21 protein-coding genes are annotated in these 19,859 nt (G+C 32.3%); 20 read left to right on the top strand and 1 reads right to left on the bottom strand.

Annotated elements, in window-relative coordinates; genetic code table 11:
- Window positions 1-10 precede the first annotated feature (10 nt).
- From floA to recO, 8 genes are all read left to right on the top strand, one after another.
- Window positions 11-1,000: a flotillin-like protein FloA gene (gene floA / locus IDG64_RS04750; RefSeq protein ID WP_000492114.1), complete on the top strand. Its 990-nt coding sequence runs from the start codon at window positions 11-13 to the stop codon at window positions 998-1,000.
- 16 nt (window positions 1,001-1,016) lie between these two features.
- Window positions 1,017-1,715, top strand: coding sequence for an SPOR domain-containing protein (locus tag IDG64_RS04745; protein ID WP_000110600.1), 699 nt, complete (start codon window positions 1,017-1,019; stop codon window positions 1,713-1,715).
- Between the two features lie 303 nt (window positions 1,716-2,018).
- Window positions 2,019-2,966 carry a PhoH family protein gene (locus tag IDG64_RS04740; protein WP_001117767.1) on the top strand — a complete coding sequence of 316 codons (948 nt, stop codon included), beginning with the start codon at window positions 2,019-2,021 and terminating at the stop codon, window positions 2,964-2,966.
- Window positions 2,967-3,434: an rRNA maturation RNase YbeY gene (gene ybeY, locus IDG64_RS04735; RefSeq protein WP_000494134.1), complete on the top strand. Its 468-nt coding sequence runs from the start codon at window positions 2,967-2,969 to the stop codon at window positions 3,432-3,434.
- Between the two features lie 2 nt (window positions 3,435-3,436).
- Complete coding sequence (locus IDG64_RS04730) at window positions 3,437-3,781, top strand: diacylglycerol kinase family protein (protein ID WP_000819532.1); 345 nt, start codon at window positions 3,437-3,439, stop codon at window positions 3,779-3,781.
- Between the two features lie 10 nt (window positions 3,782-3,791).
- Window positions 3,792-4,196: a cytidine deaminase gene (cdd, locus tag IDG64_RS04725; protein WP_000121875.1), complete on the top strand. Its 405-nt coding sequence runs from the start codon at window positions 3,792-3,794 to the stop codon at window positions 4,194-4,196.
- On the top strand, window positions 4,197-5,096 hold the full coding sequence (era, locus tag IDG64_RS04720) for a GTPase Era (RefSeq protein ID WP_000134765.1): 900 nt from the start codon (window positions 4,197-4,199) through the stop codon (window positions 5,094-5,096). It abuts the gene before it with no gap.
- Window positions 5,097-5,123: 27 nt separating this feature from the next.
- Window positions 5,124-5,870, top strand: coding sequence for a DNA repair protein RecO (gene recO / locus IDG64_RS04715; protein WP_001557361.1), 747 nt, complete (start codon window positions 5,124-5,126; stop codon window positions 5,868-5,870).
- 150 nt (window positions 5,871-6,020) lie between these two features.
- On the opposite strand, the gene IDG64_RS04710 is transcribed toward recO, so the two are convergent.
- Window positions 6,021-7,412 (bottom strand): glycine--tRNA ligase, encoded by a 1,392-nt coding sequence (locus IDG64_RS04710; RefSeq protein WP_001030080.1) that lies wholly within the window; start codon window positions 7,410-7,412, stop codon window positions 6,021-6,023.
- 334 nt (window positions 7,413-7,746) lie between these two features.
- Between IDG64_RS04710 and ccpN the strand changes: the two genes are divergently transcribed.
- The 12 genes from ccpN (at window position 7,747) to IDG64_RS04650 (ending at window position 19,766) form a co-directional block, all read left to right on the top strand.
- Window positions 7,747-8,370, top strand: a complete 624-nt coding sequence (gene ccpN, locus IDG64_RS04705) for a transcriptional regulator CcpN (RefSeq protein WP_001797828.1) — start codon at window positions 7,747-7,749, stop codon at window positions 8,368-8,370.
- A 10-nt stretch (window positions 8,371-8,380) separates the two neighbouring features.
- Entirely contained in the window at window positions 8,381-9,199 is an 819-nt protein-coding gene (locus tag IDG64_RS04700; RefSeq protein WP_000411298.1) for a pyruvate, water dikinase regulatory protein, read from the top strand.
- 60 nt (window positions 9,200-9,259) lie between these two features.
- The gene (gene dnaG / locus IDG64_RS04695) at window positions 9,260-11,077 is read left to right on the top strand and encodes a DNA primase (RefSeq protein WP_001217257.1); all 1,818 of its coding nucleotides are present in this window, start codon (window positions 9,260-9,262) and stop codon (window positions 11,075-11,077) included.
- Between the two features lie 223 nt (window positions 11,078-11,300).
- Window positions 11,301-12,407 (top strand): RNA polymerase sigma factor RpoD, encoded by a 1,107-nt coding sequence (gene rpoD, locus IDG64_RS04690; RefSeq protein ID WP_001283055.1) that lies wholly within the window; start codon window positions 11,301-11,303, stop codon window positions 12,405-12,407.
- A gap of 130 nt (window positions 12,408-12,537) precedes the next feature.
- Complete coding sequence (locus tag IDG64_RS04685; protein WP_000624580.1) at window positions 12,538-13,215, top strand: TrmK family tRNA methyltransferase; 678 nt, start codon at window positions 12,538-12,540, stop codon at window positions 13,213-13,215.
- A 2-nt stretch (window positions 13,216-13,217) separates the two neighbouring features.
- Window positions 13,218-14,318, top strand: coding sequence for a Nif3-like dinuclear metal center hexameric protein (locus tag IDG64_RS04680; protein ID WP_000683933.1), 1,101 nt, complete (start codon window positions 13,218-13,220; stop codon window positions 14,316-14,318).
- Window positions 14,319-14,431: 113 nt separating this feature from the next.
- Window positions 14,432-15,778 (top strand): DEAD/DEAH box helicase, encoded by a 1,347-nt coding sequence (locus tag IDG64_RS04675; protein ID WP_206171289.1) that lies wholly within the window; start codon window positions 14,432-14,434, stop codon window positions 15,776-15,778.
- Window positions 15,779-15,787: 9 nt separating this feature from the next.
- Window positions 15,788-16,678, top strand: a complete 891-nt coding sequence (locus IDG64_RS04670; RefSeq protein WP_000924214.1) for a deoxyribonuclease IV — start codon at window positions 15,788-15,790, stop codon at window positions 16,676-16,678.
- A gap of 125 nt (window positions 16,679-16,803) precedes the next feature.
- The gene (locus IDG64_RS04665; RefSeq protein ID WP_001213908.1) at window positions 16,804-17,589 is read left to right on the top strand and encodes a metal ABC transporter ATP-binding protein; all 786 of its coding nucleotides are present in this window, start codon (window positions 16,804-16,806) and stop codon (window positions 17,587-17,589) included.
- A 41-nt stretch (window positions 17,590-17,630) separates the two neighbouring features.
- Entirely contained in the window at window positions 17,631-18,494 is an 864-nt protein-coding gene (locus IDG64_RS04660) for a metal ABC transporter permease (protein WP_206171288.1), read from the top strand.
- Window positions 18,481-18,891, top strand: a complete 411-nt coding sequence (locus IDG64_RS04655; protein WP_001095260.1) for a Fur family transcriptional regulator — start codon at window positions 18,481-18,483, stop codon at window positions 18,889-18,891. Before IDG64_RS04660 ends, IDG64_RS04655 begins: the two co-directional genes overlap by 14 nt.
- A 275-nt stretch (window positions 18,892-19,166) precedes the next feature.
- A complete protein-coding gene (locus IDG64_RS04650) occupies window positions 19,167-19,766 on the top strand; it encodes a superoxide dismutase (protein ID WP_000863556.1) in 600 nt (199 codons plus the stop codon).
- The last annotated feature ends 93 nt before the right edge of the window (window positions 19,767-19,859 follow it).

Below are 19,859 nucleotides of genomic sequence, written 5' to 3'. Positions count from 1 at the left end.
GAGCGATACCATGTTTAGTTTAAGTTTTATCGTAATAGCAGTTATTATAGTAGTTGCATTACTTATTTTATTCTCATTTGTACCCATTGGTTTATGGATTTCAGCGTTAGCAGCTGGCGTTCATGTTGGTATAGGTACATTGGTTGGTATGCGTTTACGTCGTGTATCTCCAAGAAAAGTTATAGCGCCATTAATTAAAGCGCATAAAGCAGGACTAGCATTAACAACAAACCAATTAGAATCGCATTATCTAGCAGGAGGAAATGTTGACAGAGTTGTTGACGCTAATATTGCTGCACAACGTGCTGACATTGATCTTCCTTTCGAACGTGCTGCTGCAATTGACCTTGCAGGACGTGACGTATTAGAAGCGGTTCAAATGTCTGTTAATCCTAAAGTCATTGAAACACCATTTATCGCAGGTGTAGCAATGAACGGTATTGAAGTGAAAGCCAAAGCTCGTATCACAGTTAGAGCTAATATTGCTCGACTTGTTGGTGGTGCTGGTGAAGAAACAATCATCGCACGTGTTGGTGAAGGTATCGTTTCAACAATTGGTTCTAGTAAGCATCATACAGAAGTACTTGAAAACCCAGATAATATTTCTAAAACAGTTTTAAGCAAAGGTTTAGATTCAGGTACTGCATTTGAAATTTTATCAATTGATATTGCTGACGTTGATATTAGTAAAAATATTGGTGCAGACTTACAAACTGAACAAGCATTAGCAGACAAAAATATTGCACAAGCAAAAGCTGAAGAACGTAGAGCTATGGCTGTAGCAACTGAGCAAGAAATGAAAGCGCGTGTACAAGAAATGCATGCTAAAGTAGTTGAAGCCGAATCTGAAGTACCATTAGCTATGGCTGAAGCATTACGTTCAGGTAATATCAGTGTTAAAGATTATTATAATTTGAAAAATATCGAAGCTGATACAGGCATGAGAAATGCAATTAATAAACGAACTGATCAAAGTGATGATGAGTCACCTGAACATTAAGTCGAGAGGTGATTAAATGAGTGTCGGTATTCTAATTTTTGTCATATCAGTGATCATTTCTATCATTACTACTATGCGCGAAAATAGTCATAAAGATAGACAAAATCAAAAGCCACCTCAAAAAACATCTACCGATAATGAACCAAAAAAAGGTGGCTTTTTTGAAGAAATTGAGCGAACGTTTAAAGAAATAAGTGAAGAATTAAATGAAGAAGAAAAGAAATCATCGAAACGAAAATATGATGATACGTTACCACCTTTATTCGATGAACTTCCAAAGGAAGAGCCTAAATCGAAACCTGTTGTAGAACCTATGGCACCTAAAAAACAACCAGAAACAAAACCGATGACAGAGAAACCAATTACAGTGCCTAAAGCAGAACCGGTGGAGCAGAAACATAGACCTTCTAGACAAGATAATTCTGACGAAATTAGACGTCAATTAGAAAAATCACTTAGAGATGATATTAAAACGATTCGTACTGACATTGATAGAGAAAAAGAAAAGCAAATTGCTAAAATGGAAAAACGTGCTAGAGATATTATTGAGGATAAATACTTATCTGAACGTACAAAACGTTTGAAATTAAAGCAGTTGCTTAATTCTCAAAATGTCGAAAAAGATTTGACTAAATCAGCGTTCCAATTTGATAAAGATGAAGTAATCAATGGTATGATATGGTCAGAAATTTTAGCTAAACCAAAACAATTATAAAATTTTTTGAAAACAAGCACTATCGTAATGGTAGTTGCTTGTTTTTTTACGTTAAGAAAAATTGAAAAACAAAGAGAATCTTTCGAGAAATATTAGTTATTTAAATTACAACAAAAAATTGATTAGTCTAAAATTGAATCTGCTTTTATGACAAGGTGAAAAGTATAAATGATTATTTTAAATTAAAGAAAAATGAGTAAGTCAATGCAAAGATGTTTAAATCAATCAATTGCATGATATAATTAAGTAGATATTAAAGCATCATAGAATGAATATAAATGATATATGAAAAGGAGCGCGTGTATGCCTGGAATTATACAAATAGACGATATGAACCAATCTCAAGCTTTAATTGGAAATAATGATGAACATTTAAAAGCAATTGAAGAGAGTTTCGATGTTGTCATCCATGCAAGAGGACAAGAAGTTGCCGTTAAAGGTACAAAAATAGAAAACGTAGAAAAAGCGGAATCAGTATTAATCAATTTGCTGAAGGTTATTGATTTAGGTAATAATATTACAATTAAAGATGTTGAAGCAGCTATTAAAATGGCGCATAATAACACAATTCAACATCTGTTAGATTTATATGATGAAGAGATAACTAAAGATGCATTTGGTAAGACGATTCGTGCGAAAACGATGGGGCAACGTATATATGTTAATGCCATGAAAAATAATGATTTAGTATTTGGTATAGGTCCTGCTGGTACAGGTAAGACATTCTTAGCTGTAGTTTATGCAGCAAAGCAACTCCGTAAAGGTGCTGTTAAACGTATTGTATTAACAAGACCTGCTGTTGAAGCAGGAGAGTCACTTGGATTTTTACCAGGAGATTTGAAAGAAAAGGTAGATCCATATTTAAGACCTTTATATGATGGTCTATATACTGTTCTTGGGCGTGAACAAACAGAGCGATTTATTGAAAGAGGCATTATCGAAATAGCGCCACTTGCATATATGCGCGGACGAACATTAGAAGATGCATTTGTAATTCTTGATGAGGCGCAGAATACGACACATGCGCAAATGAAAATGTTTTTAACAAGACTAGGTTTTGGCTCAAAAATGGTAGTTACTGGTGACCAAACTCAAATCGATTTACCTAAAGGTGTTAAAAGTGGACTTAAGGAAGCGGTCAGTAGGTTACACAACGTTAAAGGTATAAGTATATTGAAATTAGATCAGAGCGATGTAGTAAGACATCCATTGGTAAGTAAGATCATTGAACATTATGAAGGAGAGAATTAAATGTTTACGATAGATTTTAGCGATCACACAGGCTTAGTTAAAGATGCTTGGTATAAACAAATTGAAGATTTATTAGAATTTGCTAAAAAAGAAGAGCATATAGAAGACGATGCTGAGCTTTCTGTTACATTTGTAGATAAACAAGAAATACAAGAAATTAATCGAACATATAGAGATAAAGATAAAGTTACAGATGTAATCTCATTTGCTTTAGAAGAAGATGAGCCAGAGATTGATTTTAGTGGTCTTGATATACCACGTGTTTTAGGGGATATAATTATCTGTACGGATGTAGCGCAAGAACAAGCAAACAATTACGGACATTCTTTTGAACGAGAATTAGGATTTTTAGCATTACATGGATTTTTGCATCTATTAGGTTATGATCATATGACTGAAGCGGATGAAAAGGAAATGTTTGGTCGACAAGATACAATATTAAACGCATATGGATTAACACGAGACTAATTATGAAAAGGTTTAAATATGCACTTGATGGGCTGAAAATCTTAATTCAAAAAGACTATAAATTTCTTTTACATGTGTTTGCAATGATTGTTGCTATTGTCTTTGGTCTCGTACTAAATATTAATCGGATTGAGTGGATATTTATACTCATTGCTATTGCATTAGTTCTCACTGTTGAAGCTTTAAACACTGCTATTGAATATGTTGTCGATTTAGTGACCGTTGAATATCATGATTTAGCTAAATACGCTAAAGATATTGCGGCTTTTAGTGTACTTATAGTTTCAATATTAGCATTTATTATAGGTTTAATAGTATTTTTACCACATTTTATAGCGTTATTTTAGGGAGGCATATATGAGTTATCAACCTCATTATTTTCAAGAAGTTAGAAAAGCACAACAAGAATCATATTCGCCATACAGTCAATTTAAAGTAGGGGCTTATTTAAAAACGAAAGACGGTAGAACTTTTTATGGTACCAATGTAGAAAATGCTTCTTATCCATTATCGATATGTGCTGAACGAGCTAGTTTGGTATCGGCAATTTCTCAAGGATACAGACCAGGTGATTTTGAATCAATAACTGTAACCGTAGATGCAGATAAACCGTCATCACCTTGTGGTGCATGTCGTCAAGTTTTGAAGGAATTATGTGATGATGATATGCCTGTGTATATGACAAATCATAAAGGAGATATGGTTATGATGACAGTCGCAGAGTTACTACCATTTGGATTTTCAGGAAAGGATTTAGAATAAATGACAGAACATAAATCAGGATTTGTTTCAATTATAGGTAGACCAAATGTAGGAAAGTCAACATTTGTTAATAGAGTGATCGGCCATAAAATAGCAATCATGTCCGATAAAGCTCAAACAACTAGAAATAAAATTCAAGGTGTTATGACAAGAGATGACGCGCAAATTATATTCATTGATACGCCAGGTATTCATAAACCTAAACACAAATTAGGTGACTATATGATGAAAGTCGCTAAAAATACATTATCTGAGATAGATGCAATCATGTTTATGGTTAATGCCAATGAGGAAATTGGACGAGGCGATGAATATATTATAGAAATGTTGAAAAATGTTAAGACACCAGTATTTTTAGTATTAAATAAAATAGATTTAGTGCATCCAGATGAATTAATGCCAAAGATTGAAGAATATCAAAGTTATATGGACTTTACAGAGATTGTACCTATTTCAGCATTAGAAGGGCTAAATGTCGATCATTTTATTGATGTTTTAAAGACGTATTTACCCGAAGGACCTAAATATTATCCAGATGATCAAATTTCAGACCATCCTGAACAATTTGTAGTGGGTGAAATCATTCGTGAAAAAATCCTTCATCTTACAAGTGAAGAAATCCCTCATGCGATTGGTGTTAATGTGGACCGTATGGTTAAAGAAAGCGAAGATCGTGTTCATATCGAAGCAACTATATATGTTGAAAGAGATTCGCAAAAAGGAATTGTCATTGGAAAAGGCGGTAAAAAGTTAAAAGAAGTAGGAAAACGTGCGAGACGTGATATAGAAATGCTTCTAGGCTCTAAAGTTTACTTAGAATTATGGGTCAAAGTTCAAAGAGACTGGCGAAACAAAGTTAACTTTATTCGCCAAATTGGTTATGTTGAAGACCAAGATTAATCTTAAAAGTGGTGAAGATAATTGTTAATGCGCCAAAAAGGGATTATCATCAAAGCAGTTGATTATGGTGAATCTGATAAAATTATCACGATTTTAAATGAGCATGGTGCAAAAGTACCACTTATGGCAAGGCGTGCTAAAAAAGTTAAGACGGGTTTACAAGCGCAAACGCAATTGTTTGTTTATGGTTTGTTTATTTACAATCAGTGGCGAGGTATGGGAACGTTAAATTCTGTAGATGTTATTAGTCAACATTATAAATTACAAATGGACCTTTACGTAAGCAGTTATGCCTCTCTGGCAGCTGAAACTATTGAGCGCTCAATGGATGAAGGTGACATTGCACCATATAACTATCAATTATTACAATTTGTTCTTGAAAAAATAGAATCAGGTACATCTGCACAGTTAATGTCAGTCGTAGTTATGTTAAAGTGTATGAAACGATTTGGTTTTACTGCATCATTTAATCGCTGTGCTGTGAGTGGTAATGACACACAAGCAGATTTAATAGGTTATAGTTTTAAGTTTGACGGTGCGATTTCAAGGCAAGAGGCTTCTAAAGATGTACATGCAGTTATATTATCGAATAAAACACTATATTTATTAGATGTATTACAAAAATTACCAATAGATAAAATGAATTCATTGAATATCCATCAAGAAATTATTGATGAAATGTCAGATATCATTTTAATGTTATATCGTGAATATGCAGGTATGTTTTTTAAAAGTCAGAAACTAATCAACCAATTAAAAAGATTGGAACAATAACATAAAATAATAAAAGGTATTCAAGTAGCCACATAGATGTGTTTATTTGAATACCTTTTTCGAATAGAAAAGAGATACTGGCAATTTTACTAACCAGTATCTCTTTTTATAAATTATATAGCCACCACATATGGTGGAGAGTCTTTTTAATTAGAATTTTGTTTTTTCAGTTAAGAAAGCTTCTAACTCTGAGATTGGCATACGAACTTGTTCCATTGAATCTCTGTCACGTACTGTAACTTGATTATCTTCTAATGAATCAAAGTCGAATGTTACACAATAAGGTGTACCGATTTCATCTTGACGACGGTATCTTTTACCGATAGATTGTGATTCATCGAAATCGATTGAGAATTTAGAACTTAATTGCTCAAAAATCTTAATCGCTTCGCCAGATAATTTCTTACTTAAAGGTAAAATCGCTGCTTTATATGGTGCTAATGCAGGATGGAAGTGTAAAACTGTACGTGCATCTTTACTACCTTCAACGCCTTCTTCATCATATGCATCACATAAGAAAGCTAATGTTACACGATCTGCACCAAGTGATGGCTCGATACAATATGGAATATATTTTTCGTTCGTTTCTGGATCATGGTATCTGAAATCTTCACCAGAGTGTTCAGCATGTTTACGTAAGTCGAAGTCTGTACGACTTGCGATACCCCATAACTCACCCCAACCAAATGGGAATTTATATTCAATATCAGTTGTTGCATTTGAGTAATGAGATAATTCATCTTCATCATGATCACGTAAACGCATATTTTCACTGCTCATATTTAAGCTTGTTAACCAGTCACTTGCAAAAGTTTTCCAATAATTTTGCCATTCGATTTCTTCACCAGGTTTACAGAAGAATTCAAGTTCCATTTGTTCAAATTCTCTTGTTCTGAAAATGAAGTTACCTGGAGTGATTTCATTACGGAATGATTTACCAATTTGACCGATACCAAATGGTAATTTTTTACGCATTGAACGTTGCACGTTTTTATAGTTTACAAAAATACCTTGTGCTGTTTCAGGACGTAAGAAAATTTCATTTGTAGAATCTTCAGTTACACCTTGGAATGTTTTAAACATTAAATTGAATTGGCGAATTTCAGTCCAGTTAGCAGTTTTACTTACAGGACAAACAATACCTTCATCGTCAATAATTTTTTTCATTTGTTCAAAACTTAAACCATCGGCAATGAAGTTTTCATCACCTTTAACATCTTGCATATAATCTTCAATTAATTTATCAGCGCGATATCGAATTTTACTATCTTTATTATCAATCATTGGGTCGTTGAAGTTGTTTAAGTGTCCTGAAGCTTCCCATACTTTTGGATTCATTAAGATTGCAGCATCGATACCAACGTTAAACGGTGATTGTGTAATGAATTTTTGCCACCAAGCTTTTTTAACATTATTCTTTAATTCAACACCTAAAGGACCATAATCCCATGTGTTTGATAAACCACCGTAAATATCACTACCAGGGAACACAAAACCTCTGTGCTTTGCTAATGAAACAATTGTATCCATATCTTTTGCCATAATTACCTCTCCTCATACATGAAAACGCCCCATGGAAAATAACAGCATAGTAAATATGCTTTACTTCCATGGGACGAGTTAATATTTTAAATTGTATATAATACAAAATAAGTTACGTATTTAACCCGCGGTTCCACCCAAATTAGTGTAGTCACTCGCTTTTATTTTAAAATGATTCGTTGCGCCAATCTTATTGTTAAGCTTACACTATCCTTAACTCGCTGTACGTTTATTCTAATTGATAGATTATTTAAAGGCAAGTAAAATTAATGTGTTTGTGACATGAAAGAAATATCGGTATAATAATAAGTGAATAAAAAAGGGGTGAAGACCTATAGAACTCAGTCAAAGACAAGAACGAATCATCGAAATTGTTAAAACTAAAGGACCCATTACTGGTGAACAAATAGCAGATAAGTTGAATTTAACAAGAGCAACGCTTAGACCAGATTTAGCGATATTAACAATGTCAGGTTTTTTAGAAGCGCGTCCCCGAGTTGGATATTATTATTCAGGTAAATCAAAAGGTAAATTTTTTAATGAAAAACTTCGACAATTTGAGGTTAAGGACTATATGTCTCAACCTGTTGTGCTAAGAGAGAATACAACAGTTTATGACGCTATTTGTACAATTTTTTTAGAAGATGTAAGTACATTATTTATTATTAATGAAGATAACGATTTTGTTGGTGTGTGTTCAAGAAAAGATTTATTAAGAGCTTCAATGATTGGAGCAGATATTCATACAGTACCTATCAGTGTAAATATGACACGTATGCCTAATGTCACTTATTTAGAGGAAAGCGAATTAGTCATATACGCAGCAGATAGAATGATTGAAAAAGAAATTGATTCGATTCCAATTGTAAGAAAAAAAGATAATCAAAAGTATGAAGTAATTGGAAGAATTTCCAAAACAACAATAGCTAAGTTATTAGTAGCATTATATAAAGAATAGGTGAGAAGTAATGGAAAAAATTAAAATTATCGTAGCTTCAGATTCTATAGGTGAAACGGCAGAGTTAGTTGCTAGGGCAGGTATTTCACAATTCAATCCTAAGCAATGTAAAAATGAATTATTAAGATATCCATATATTGAATCTTTTGAAGATGTTGATGAAGTGATTCAAGTTGCAAAAGATACAAATGCTATCATTGTTTATACACTTATTAAACCTGAAATGAAGCAATATATGAGTGAGAAAGTAGCAGAATTCCAATTGAAGTCTGTCGATATCATGGGGCCATTAATGGATTTATTATCAGCTTCGGTTGAAGAAAAACCTTATAATGAGCCAGGTATCGTTCATAGATTAGATGATGCATATTTCAAGAAAATTGATGCGATAGAGTTTGCAGTTAAATATGATGATGGTAAAGATCCTAAAGGATTACCTAAAGCTGATATTGTTTTACTTGGTATTTCGAGAACTTCAAAGACACCATTATCTCAGTATTTAGCGCATAAGAGTTACAAAGTTATGAATGTACCGATTGTACCAGAAGTGACACCGCCAGATGGCTTATATGATATTGATCCAAAGAAATGTATCGCACTTAAAATAAGTGAAGAAAAATTAAATCGCATTAGAAAAGAGCGACTAAAACAATTAGGACTAGGTGACACAGCTCGATATGCAACAGAAGCACGAATTCAAGAAGAATTGAATTACTTTGAAGAAATCGTAAGTGAAATTGGATGTCCTGTCATTGATGTTTCTCAAAAAGCAATCGAAGAAACAGCAAACGATATAATCCATTATATTGAACAAAATAAATCGAAATGATTTCATTTTTGTCGAAAATTAGGTATAATAGTATAACTAATGCTTAATAGGTGATTTAATTTGCGAATAGATCAATCGATCATTAATGAAATAAAAGATAAAACCGACATTTTAGACTTGGTAAGTGAATATGTAAAATTAGAAAAGAGAGGACGCAATTATATAGGTTTGTGTCCTTTTCATGATGAAAAGACACCTTCATTTACAGTTTCTGAAGATAAACAAATTTGTCATTGTTTTGGTTGTAAAAAAGGTGGCAATGTTTTTCAATTTACTCAAGAAATTAAAGACATATCATTTGTTGAAGCGGTTAAAGAATTAGGTGATAGAGTTAATGTTGCTGTAGATATTGAGGCAACACAATCTAACTCAAATGTTCAAATTGCTTCTGATGATTTACAAATGATTGAAATGCATGAGTTAATACAAGAATTTTATTATTACGCTTTAACAAAGACAGTCGAAGGCGAACAAGCATTAACATACTTACAAGAACGTGGTTTTACAGATGCGCTTATTAAAGAGCGAGGCATTGGCTTTGCACCCGATAGCTCACATTTTTGTCATGATTTTCTTCAAAAAAAGGGTTACGATATTGAATTAGCATATGAAGCCGGATTATTATCACGTAACGAAGAAAATTTCAGTTATTACGATAGATTTCGAAATCGTATTATGTTTCCTTTGAAAAATGCGCAAGGAAGAATTGTTGGATATTCAGGTCGAACATATACCGGTCAAGAACCAAAATACCTAAATAGTCCTGAAACGCCTATCTTTCAAAAAAGAAAGTTGTTATATAACTTAGATAAAGCACGTAAATCAATTAGAAAATTAGATGAAATTGTATTACTAGAAGGTTTTATGGATGTTATAAAATCTGATACTGCTGGCTTGAAAAACGTTGTTGCAACAATGGGTACACAGTTGTCAGATGAACATATTACCTTTATACGAAAGTTAACATCAAATATAACATTAATGTTTGATGGGGATTTTGCGGGTAGTGAAGCAACACTTAAAACAGGTCAACATTTGTTACAGCAAGGGCTAAATGTATTTGTTATACAATTGCCATCTGGCATGGATCCGGATGAATACATTGGTAAGTATGGCAACGACGCATTTACTACTTTTGTAAAAAATGACAAAAAGTCATTTGCACATTATAAAGTAAGTATATTAAAAGATGAAATTGCACATAATGACCTTTCATATGAACGTTATTTGAAAGAACTGAGTCATGACATTTCACTTATGAAGTCATCAATTCTGCAACAAAAGGCTATAAATGATGTTGCGCCATTTTTCAATGTCAGTCCTGAGCAGTTAGCTAACGAAATACAATTCAATCAAGCACCAGCCAATTATTATCCAGAAGATGAGTATGGCGGTTATGATGAGTATGGCGGTTATATTGAACCTGAGCCAATTGGTATGGCACAATTTGACAATTTGAGCCGTCAAGAAAAAGCGGAGCGAGCATTTTTAAAACATTTAATGAGAGATAAAGATACATTTTTAAACTATTATGAAAGTGTTGATAAGGATAACTTCACAAATCAGCATTTTAAATATGTATTCGAAGTCTTACATGATTTTTATGCGGAAAATGATCAATATAATATCAGTGATGCTGTACAGTATGTTAATTCAAATGAGTTGAGAGAAACACTAATTAGCTTAGAACAATATAATTTGAATGACGAACCATATGAAAATGAAATTGATGATTATGTCAATGTTATTAATGAAAAAGGACAAGAAACAATTGAGTCATTGAATCATAAATTAAGGGAAGCTACAAGGATTGGCGATGTAGAATTACAAAAATACTATTTACAGCAAATTGTTGCTAAGAATAAAGAACGCATGTAGCATGTGATTTTAAAGAATAATACGAATAATGATTATGTCAAAATGTATAAGGGTAAATGATAGTTACCGCATTTAAACAACACTATTGAAAAATAAATATTGGGATTAGTTCCAATTTGTAAAATAAAATTAAAAATATGGATGAATTAATTAAGAATTTAGTTTAAAATAGCAATATTGAATAAATTTCGAATGTTCATATTTAAAATCGGGAGGCCGTTTCATGTCTGATAACACAGTTAAAATTAAAAAACAAACAATTGATCCGACATTAACATTAGAAGATGTTAAGAAGCAATTAATTGAAAAAGGTAAAAAAGAGGGTCATTTAAGTCATGAAGAAATTGCTGAAAAACTTCAGAATTTTGATATCGACTCTGATCAAATGGATGATTTCTTTGATCAATTAAATGATAATGATATTTCACTAGTTAATGAAAAAGATAGTTCAGATACTGACGAGAAACTGAATCCAAGTGATCTTAGTGCCCCTCCAGGTGTTAAAATAAATGACCCAGTTCGTATGTACCTTAAAGAAATTGGGCGTGTTAACTTATTAAGTGCACAAGAAGAAATCGAATTAGCCAAACGTATTGAACAAGGTGATGAAGTAGCAAAATCAAGACTTGCAGAAGCGAACTTACGTTTAGTTGTAAGTATTGCTAAAAGATACGTAGGTCGTGGTATGTTATTCCTTGATTTAATCCAAGAAGGTAATATGGGTCTTATTAAAGCTGTTGAAAAATTTGACTTTAACAAAGGATTTAAGTTTTCAACATATGCAACATGGTGGATTAGACAAGCAATCACTCGTGCAATTGCTGACCAAGCACGTACGATTCGTATCCCTGTGCATATGGTAGAAACAATTAATAAATTAATTCGTGTTCAACGTCAATTATTACAGGACTTAGGTCGAGATCCAGCACCAGAAGAAATTGGTGAAGAAATGGATTTACCAGCAGAAAAAGTTCGTGAAATTTTAAAAATTGCGCAAGAACCTGTTTCATTAGAAACACCAATTGGTGAAGAAGATGATAGTCATTTAGGAGACTTTATTGAGGATCAGGAAGCACAAAGTCCTTCAGATCATGCAGCTTATGAATTATTAAAAGAGCAATTAGAAGATGTGCTTGATACATTAACTGATAGAGAAGAAAATGTATTACGATTAAGATTTGGTCTTGATGACGGCAGAACAAGAACACTTGAAGAAGTTGGTAAAGTTTTCGGTGTTACACGTGAACGTATTCGACAAATCGAAGCAAAAGCACTTAGAAAATTAAGACATCCAAGTCGTAGTAAACGTTTGAAAGACTTTATGGATTAATTTATATCAATTTTAATGATTGATACCAAGACATGAATAAGCGCTTATTTATTTTTAGATTAAGATTTAACTTGAGTGAGGTTGGTACATTGAATAATGTTCAACCTCTTTTTTCATAAAGGAGAATAAAATGATTTCGTTAAATAACCGATTAACGACGGTAAGTCGATTTTTAAAACAAGGTACAATCGCGGATATTGGCTCAGATCATGCTTATTTGCCAATCTATGCAATTCAAAACCATTTATGCGAATGCGGTATTGCTGGAGAAGTTATTCAAGGCCCTTTTCAAGCTGCTGTGAAAAATGTAGCTGCAAACCAATTAGTAGATAGAATTGATGTACGTTTAGGGGATGGCTTAAGTGTTATTCATCCTGAGGACGTAATCGATAATATCACAATTTGTGGTATGGGCGGACCACTTATTGCTAAAATTTTAAAAGATGGGCAAGATAAGTTAAGTCAACATCCAAGGTTGATTTTACAAAGTAATATACAAACTGAAAATTTAAGACAAACATTACAACAATTGAATTATGAAATAATTGATGAAATAATAATGGAAGAAAAAGGCCATATTTATGAAATTGTTGTAGCAGAATATTCTACACAATTAATAGAGCTATCATCTGATGAATTGAAATTCGGACCAAAATTGCTGAACAACAAAAATGAATATTTTATAAAAAAATGGCAAAGAGAGTTAGAAGCACTTTATCATATTAAATCGAAACTCAATACTGAACAACATCATCAACGTTTAGCTCAAATTAATGACGAAATTGCTGTAATTGAAAGGGTGTTATAGTAATGAAAATAGCTGATTTAATGACATTGTTAGATCATCATGTGCCATTTAGTACTGCTGAATCTTGGGATAATGTAGGATTGTTAATAGGTGATGAAGATGTTGAAGTTACTGGTGTTTTAACAGCATTAGACTGTACGTTGGAAGTAGTAAATGAAGCAATCGAAAAAGGTTATAATACTATTATTAGTCATCATCCTCTAATCTTTAAAGGCGTAACATCATTAAAAGCTAATGGTTATGGTTTGATCATTAGAAAACTAATTCAACATGACATTAATTTAATAGCGATGCATACAAATTTAGATGTAAATCCGTATGGTGTCAATATGATGTTGGCGAAGGCGATGGGTTTGAAGAACATTTCAATAATAAATAATCAACAAGATGTATACTATAAAGTTCAAACATATATACCTAAGGATAATGTTGGACCATTTAAAGATAAGCTTAGTGAAAATGGATTAGCGCAAGAAGGTAATTATGAATATTGTTTCTTTGAAAGTGAAGGAAGAGGGCAATTCAAACCAGTTGGTGAAGCTAATCCAACAATAGGACAAATTGATAAAATTGAATATGTAGATGAAGTTAAAATTGAATTTATGATAGATGCATATCAAAAGTCAAGGGCTGAGCAATTAATTAAACAATACCATCCATATGAAACACCGGTATTTGATTTTATTGAGATAAAACAAACATCCCTTTATGGACTTGGCGTTATGGCAGAAGTGGATAATCAAATGACATTGGAAGATTTCGCAGCTGATATTAAATCTAAATTAAATATCCCAAGTGTCCGTTTTGTTGGTGAGTCTAATCAGAAAATTAAACGTATTGCAATTATTGGTGGTTCAGGTATTGGATATGAATATCAAGCTGTCCAACAAGGCGCAGATGTCTTTGTTACAGGTGATATTAAACATCATGATGCCTTAGATGCTAAAATTCATGGTGTGAATTTAATTGATATTAATCATTACAGCGAATATGTGATGAAAGAAGGTTTAAAAACGTTACTAATGAATTGGTTCAATACAGAAAAAATAAATATAGATGTTGAAGCATCTACAATTAATACAGATCCATTTCAATATATTTAAACTAAAATCTCGGGATTTCTAAATTTTGAAATTTCGAGGTTTTAATATTTTTATTTAAAATAGCACATTTATACTTTATAATAGTAAAGATGAACATATAAGGAGGCCAAATCATGGCAAAACATCCATTCGAACAATTTAATCTAGAATCTAGTTTAATTGACGCTGTGAAAGACCTTAGTTTTGAAAAACCAACTGAAATTCAGAATCGAATTATTCCAAGAATACTAAAGAGAACAAATTTAATTGGTCAATCTCAAACGGGTACAGGGAAATCTCATGCATTTTTATTACCATTAATGCAGTTAATTGATAGTGAAATAAAAGAACCACAAGCAATCGTAGTTGCACCAACAAGAGAACTTGCACAACAACTATACGATGCAGCGAACCATTTAAGCCAATTTAAAGCTGGTGTTTCAGTTAAAGTTTTTATTGGTGGTACAGATATAGAGAAAGATAGACAACGTTGTAATGCACAACCACAATTGATTATAGGCACCCCTACTAGAATTAATGACTTAGCTAAAACGGGACATTTACATGTGCACTTAGCATCATATTTAGTTATTGATGAAGCGGATCTTATGATTGACTTAGGATTAATTGAAGATGTAGATTACATTGCTGCAAGATTGGAAGATAATGCAAATATTGCGGTGTTTAGTGCTACAATCCCACAACAGTTACAACCATTTTTAAATAAATATTTAAGTCATCCAGAATATGTAGCTGTCGACAGTAAAAAACAAAATAAAAAGAACATCGAATTCTATTTAATACCTACTAAAGGTGCAGCTAAAGTTGAAAAGACTTTAAATTTAATTGATATACTAAATCCATACTTATGTATTATTTTCTGTAATAGTAGAGATAATGCAAATGATTTAGCACGTTCACTAAATGAAGCTGGTATTAAAGTTGGTATGATTCATGGTGGCTTAACGCCACGTGAACGTAAACAACAAATGAAACGTATACGTAATTTAGAATTCCAATACGTTATTGCCAGCGATTTAGCATCTCGTGGTATTGATATTGAAGGTGTTAGTCATGTCATCAATTTTGATGTGCCAAATGATATTGACTTCTTTACGCATAGAGTCGGACGAACTGGTCGTGGGAATTATAAAGGTGTAGCAATTACGCTTTATAGTCCTGATGAAGAACACAATATTTCATTAATAGAAGATCGCGGTTTTGTATTCAATACTGTTGATATTAAAGATGGTGAGTTAAAAGAAGTTAAAGCGCACAATCAGCGTCAAGCAAGAATGCGCAAAGATGACCATTTAACTAATCAAGTGAAGAACAAAGTTCGAAGTAAAATTAAAAACAAAGTTAAACCAGGTTATAAGAAGAAATTTAAACAAGAAGTTGAAAAAATGAAACGTCAAGAGCGTAAGCAATTTAGTAAGCAGCAAAATAGACAAAAACGTAAGCAAAACAAAAAAGGTTAGGTGTGTTTTATGTTATTAGGATCACATGTTTCAATGAGTGGTAAAAAGATGTTAGAAGGTTCTGCTATAGAAGCGCATGAATATGGTGAAACGACATTTATGATTTATACTGGTGCACCTCAAAACACGCGCCGTAAAAGTATTGAAGATTTAAATATAACTAAAGGTCATGAAGTGATGGAAAAATATGGCTTATCTAATATTGTTGTTCATGCACCATACATCATTAATATTGCAAATACAACCAAACCAGAAACGTTTAATCTTGGTGTAGATTTCTTGCAACAAGAAATTGAAAGAACGCAAGCTATAGGGGCTAAAGATATTGTATTACATCCAGGTGCGCATGTTGGAGCTGGTGTTGATGCCGGAATTAATAAGATTATTGAAGGATTAAATGAAGTTTTAACGAATGACAATAATGTACGTATTGCGCTTGAAACGATGGCAGGTAAAGGTACAGAGATTGGTCGCTCATTTGAAGAGTTAGCACGTATTATTGATGGAGTTCATAATAACGAACGTTTATCAGTATGTTTTGATACATGTCATACGCATGATGCTGGATATAATGTGAAAGAGGACTTTGATGGCGTATTAAATGAATTTGATAAAATTATTGGAGTCGACAGAATCAAAGTTGTTCATGTCAATGATTCTAAAAATGACCGTGGCGCTCAAAAAGACCGACATGAAAATATTGGCTTCGGTTACATTGGTTTTGATGCATTAAATTACATTGTGCATCATGATAGTTTTAAAGATATTCCGAAAATCTTAGAAACACCTTATGTTGGTGAAGATAAGAAAAATAAAAAACCGCCATATAAACTTGAAATTGAAATGTTAAAACAACAGCAATTTGACCCAGAATTAAAAAATAAGGTTATGCAACAATAAAATGATAATGCTCTCTTCAAGAAATGCGATAAATAAAACTTGAAGGGGGCATATCTCTTTATTTTGTCTAATTTTGAGTCGTAAACATTACTGTTTACATATGTTACTAGGAGTTGTATAGTTGAATGCGAGGTGAGAATACGATGACACCAGTCTTTGAATTGAAAAATGTCAATTACTACTATGATCATAAAAAAGTGTTAGAAAATATAAACATTAAAATAAATAAAGGTGAATTTTTAGCGATTGTTGGACCAAATGGTGCTGGTAAATCAACATTATTGAAGTTGATTCTAGGGTTATTACCTTTACAAAGTGGTGAGATTTTTGTTGAAGGTATTGATTTTAAAAATAAGAAAACATCAATTAAATTAAGCTATGTATCACAAAAAGCAAATGCCTTTAATTCAGGTTTCCCAGCAAGTGTTAAAGAAGTTGTTTTAAGCGGATTAACAAAGACAAAACGTCTTTTCCAAACATTTAATAGCAAAGATAATGAAAAAGTGATTAAAGTACTAGAAAGACTGAATATAAGTGATTTAATTCATAAAAATATAGCAGAATTATCAGGTGGTCAACAACAACGTGTAATGATTGCCCGAGCATTGATTTCAGAACCTGCAGTATTAGTACTTGATGAACCAACGAATGGTATTGATGCAAAACATGTAAGTGAATTTTATAATACTTTAGATCAATTAAAACAAGAAGGTATCACCATTATCTTAGTTACTCATGATATCGGTGTTGTAGCAGATACTGCTACTGAAGTAGCATGTTTAAATAAGCATTTGCATTTCCATGGTACAACTGATGAGTTTAAATCACTTGATGAAGTTGAAATTTCAAAAATTTATGGACATCCTGTACGTTTTGTCGATCATCAGCATAATCGAGAATGTTGTAATTAATAAAGATTTGAGTTTATTTAAAATGGAAAGGCGTGTCACAATTGATAGATGCATTATTGAATTTTGATTTTATGAGGTACTCTTTAATTAGTGGTATCTTGATAGGTTTTATTGCGCCTCTAATCGGTGCTTTTATCGTTGTTAGACGACTATCACTTATAGCTGATGCTCTAAGTCATGTAACTTTAGGTGGTATATCCTTCGGTATGTTTTTACTTACTATTATGCCAACACTAGTATTTATTAATCCAATGTGGTTTGGAATCTTATTCGCAATAGTAGGTGCGCTTCTAATTGAAAAATTAAGAACGTCATACACTGCTTACCAAGAAATTGCTATTCCAATTATAATGAGTGCTGGTATCGCCTTGAGTGCAATCTTCATTTCATTAGCTGATGGGTTCAATCAAGAAATTGTTGGATTGCTATTTGGCTCAATAAGCGCAGTGAATATAAGTGATTTAATAACGATTATTGTCATTGCCATCATAGTTGTTCTGTTTATTACATTGTTTTATAAAGAATTATTTATATTGTCATTTGATGAGGAATATAGTAAAGTCATTGGCATTCCTAAATGGATTCAATTTTTATTTATTGTTATTGTAGCGATGGTTATTTCTGCCTCAATGCGTGTTGTAGGGATACTGTTAGTAAGTGCTTTAATCACGTTACCAATTGCAATAAGTATGCGAATAACAAAAAGTTTTAAGCAATTGATATTACTAAGTGTATTTTTAGGTGAATTATCAGTAATATTAGGCTTAGTCCTAGCTTTCTATATGGACATTTCTCCGGGTGGTGTAATTGTAGTTCTACTAGTTATTTTACTTATGATTACAATGGCTTATCAGAAAATGCGAATGAAGTTTAAAAAGGGAGCTAATATCAATGAATACAAATGATGCTATTAAAATTTTAAAAGAGAACGGTTTAAAATATACAGATAAACGTAAAGATATGTTAGATATTTTTGTCGAAGAAGATAAGTATATAAACGCAAAGTATATACAACAAGTTATGGATGAAAATTATCCTGGAATTTCATTCGACACAATATATAGAAACCTGCACTTATTTAAAGATTTAGGGATTATTGAAAATACAGAACTTGATGGTGAAATGAAGTTTAGAATCGCTTGTACAAACCATCATCATCATCATTTTATCTGTGAAAAGTGTGGAGATACAAAGGTAATAGATTATTGTCCAATAGATCAGATAAAGTTATCACTACCTGGTGTTAATATTCACAAACACAAACTTGAAGTTTATGGTGTATGTGAGTCTTGCCAAGATTAATATAAAGAAATGAGATTTATGCACATTTGGTCAGATGTATGCATAAATCTCATTTTTTAAATTATAGAAGATAAAGGTTCATTTCATACTCCGTTCGTATGATTTTATGGCAAATCTGTTAACTTTTTATATACAAAATGTTTAATTATTTTTGATTTGAGTTATATTAAATGAGTAGAGAAAATAATAAGTAGTAGAATTTAAGCAAATTCTTTGTTGAACCAGTCACTGCTTGTTATTATTTACTTACAGACATTTTAGGAGGATGATTATTTATGGCTTTTGAATTACCAAAATTACCATACGCATTTGATGCATTAGAACCACATTTTGACAAAGAAACTATGGAAATTCACCATGACAGACATCATAACACGTATGTTACGAAATTAAATGCTGCAGTAGAAGGTACAGATTTAGAATCTAAATCTATTGAAGAAATTGTTGCTAATTTAGACAGTGTACCAGCTAACATCCAAACTGCTGTACGTAATAATGGCGGTGGACATTTAAACCATTCATTATTCTGGGAGTTACTTTCACCAAACTCAGAAGAAAAAGGTACTGTAGTAGAAAAAATTAAAGAACAATGGGGTTCTTTAGAAGAATTTAAAAAAGAATTTGCTGACAAAGCAGCTGCACGCTTTGGTTCAGGTTGGGCTTGGTTAGTCGTAAACAATGGCCAGTTAGAAATTGTGACTACACCAAACCAAGATAATCCATTAACTGAGGGTAAAACACCTATTTTAGGTTTAGACGTATGGGAACACGCTTATTACCTAAAATATCAAAACAAACGCCCTGACTACATTGGCGCATTTTGGAATGTAGTTAACTGGGAAAAAGTTGACGAATTATATAATGCAACAAAATAAAGTATGATTACTTGTTCGGTCTCTTAAATGAGACCGTTATTTTTTTGTCAAAAAGATAGAAATAATTTCTAAATTCATATATGATTTAAAGTG

Source organism: Staphylococcus sp. EG-SA-15 (genome assembly GCF_017151895.1).
Classification (GTDB): Bacteria; Bacillota; Bacilli; order Staphylococcales; family Staphylococcaceae; genus Staphylococcus; species Staphylococcus aureus.
This window is presented reverse-complemented; position numbering and strand designations above follow the sequence as displayed.

Bases quoted from the DNA above. Each gene is read 5' to 3' on its own strand.
- floA (WP_000492114.1), top strand. From the start codon at position 11: ATGTTTAGTTTAAGTTTTATCGTAATAGCAGTTATTATAGTAGTTGCA.
- IDG64_RS04745 (WP_000110600.1), top strand. From the start codon at position 1,017: ATGAGTGTCGGTATTCTAATTTTTGTCATATCAGTGATCATTTCTATC.
- IDG64_RS04740 (WP_001117767.1), top strand. From the start codon at position 2,019: ATGCCTGGAATTATACAAATAGACGATATGAACCAATCTCAAGCTTTA.
- ybeY (WP_000494134.1), top strand. From the start codon at position 2,967: ATGTTTACGATAGATTTTAGCGATCACACAGGCTTAGTTAAAGATGCT.
- IDG64_RS04730 (WP_000819532.1), top strand. From the start codon at position 3,437: ATGAAAAGGTTTAAATATGCACTTGATGGGCTGAAAATCTTAATTCAA.
- cdd (WP_000121875.1), top strand. From the start codon at position 3,792: ATGAGTTATCAACCTCATTATTTTCAAGAAGTTAGAAAAGCACAACAA.
- era (WP_000134765.1), top strand. From the start codon at position 4,197: ATGACAGAACATAAATCAGGATTTGTTTCAATTATAGGTAGACCAAAT.
- recO (WP_001557361.1), top strand. From the start codon at position 5,124: ATGCGCCAAAAAGGGATTATCATCAAAGCAGTTGATTATGGTGAATCT.
- IDG64_RS04710 (WP_001030080.1), bottom strand. From the start codon at position 7,412: ATGGCAAAAGATATGGATACAATTGTTTCATTAGCAAAGCACAGAGGT.
- IDG64_RS04700 (WP_000411298.1), top strand. From the start codon at position 8,381: ATGGAAAAAATTAAAATTATCGTAGCTTCAGATTCTATAGGTGAAACG.
- rpoD (WP_001283055.1), top strand. From the start codon at position 11,301: ATGTCTGATAACACAGTTAAAATTAAAAAACAAACAATTGATCCGACA.
- IDG64_RS04685 (WP_000624580.1), top strand. From the start codon at position 12,538: ATGATTTCGTTAAATAACCGATTAACGACGGTAAGTCGATTTTTAAAA.
- IDG64_RS04680 (WP_000683933.1), top strand. From the start codon at position 13,218: ATGAAAATAGCTGATTTAATGACATTGTTAGATCATCATGTGCCATTT.
- IDG64_RS04675 (WP_206171289.1), top strand. From the start codon at position 14,432: ATGGCAAAACATCCATTCGAACAATTTAATCTAGAATCTAGTTTAATT.
- IDG64_RS04670 (WP_000924214.1), top strand. From the start codon at position 15,788: ATGTTATTAGGATCACATGTTTCAATGAGTGGTAAAAAGATGTTAGAA.
- IDG64_RS04665 (WP_001213908.1), top strand. From the start codon at position 16,804: ATGCGAGGTGAGAATACGATGACACCAGTCTTTGAATTGAAAAATGTC.
- IDG64_RS04655 (WP_001095260.1), top strand. From the start codon at position 18,481: ATGAATACAAATGATGCTATTAAAATTTTAAAAGAGAACGGTTTAAAA.
- IDG64_RS04650 (WP_000863556.1), top strand. From the start codon at position 19,167: ATGGCTTTTGAATTACCAAAATTACCATACGCATTTGATGCATTAGAA.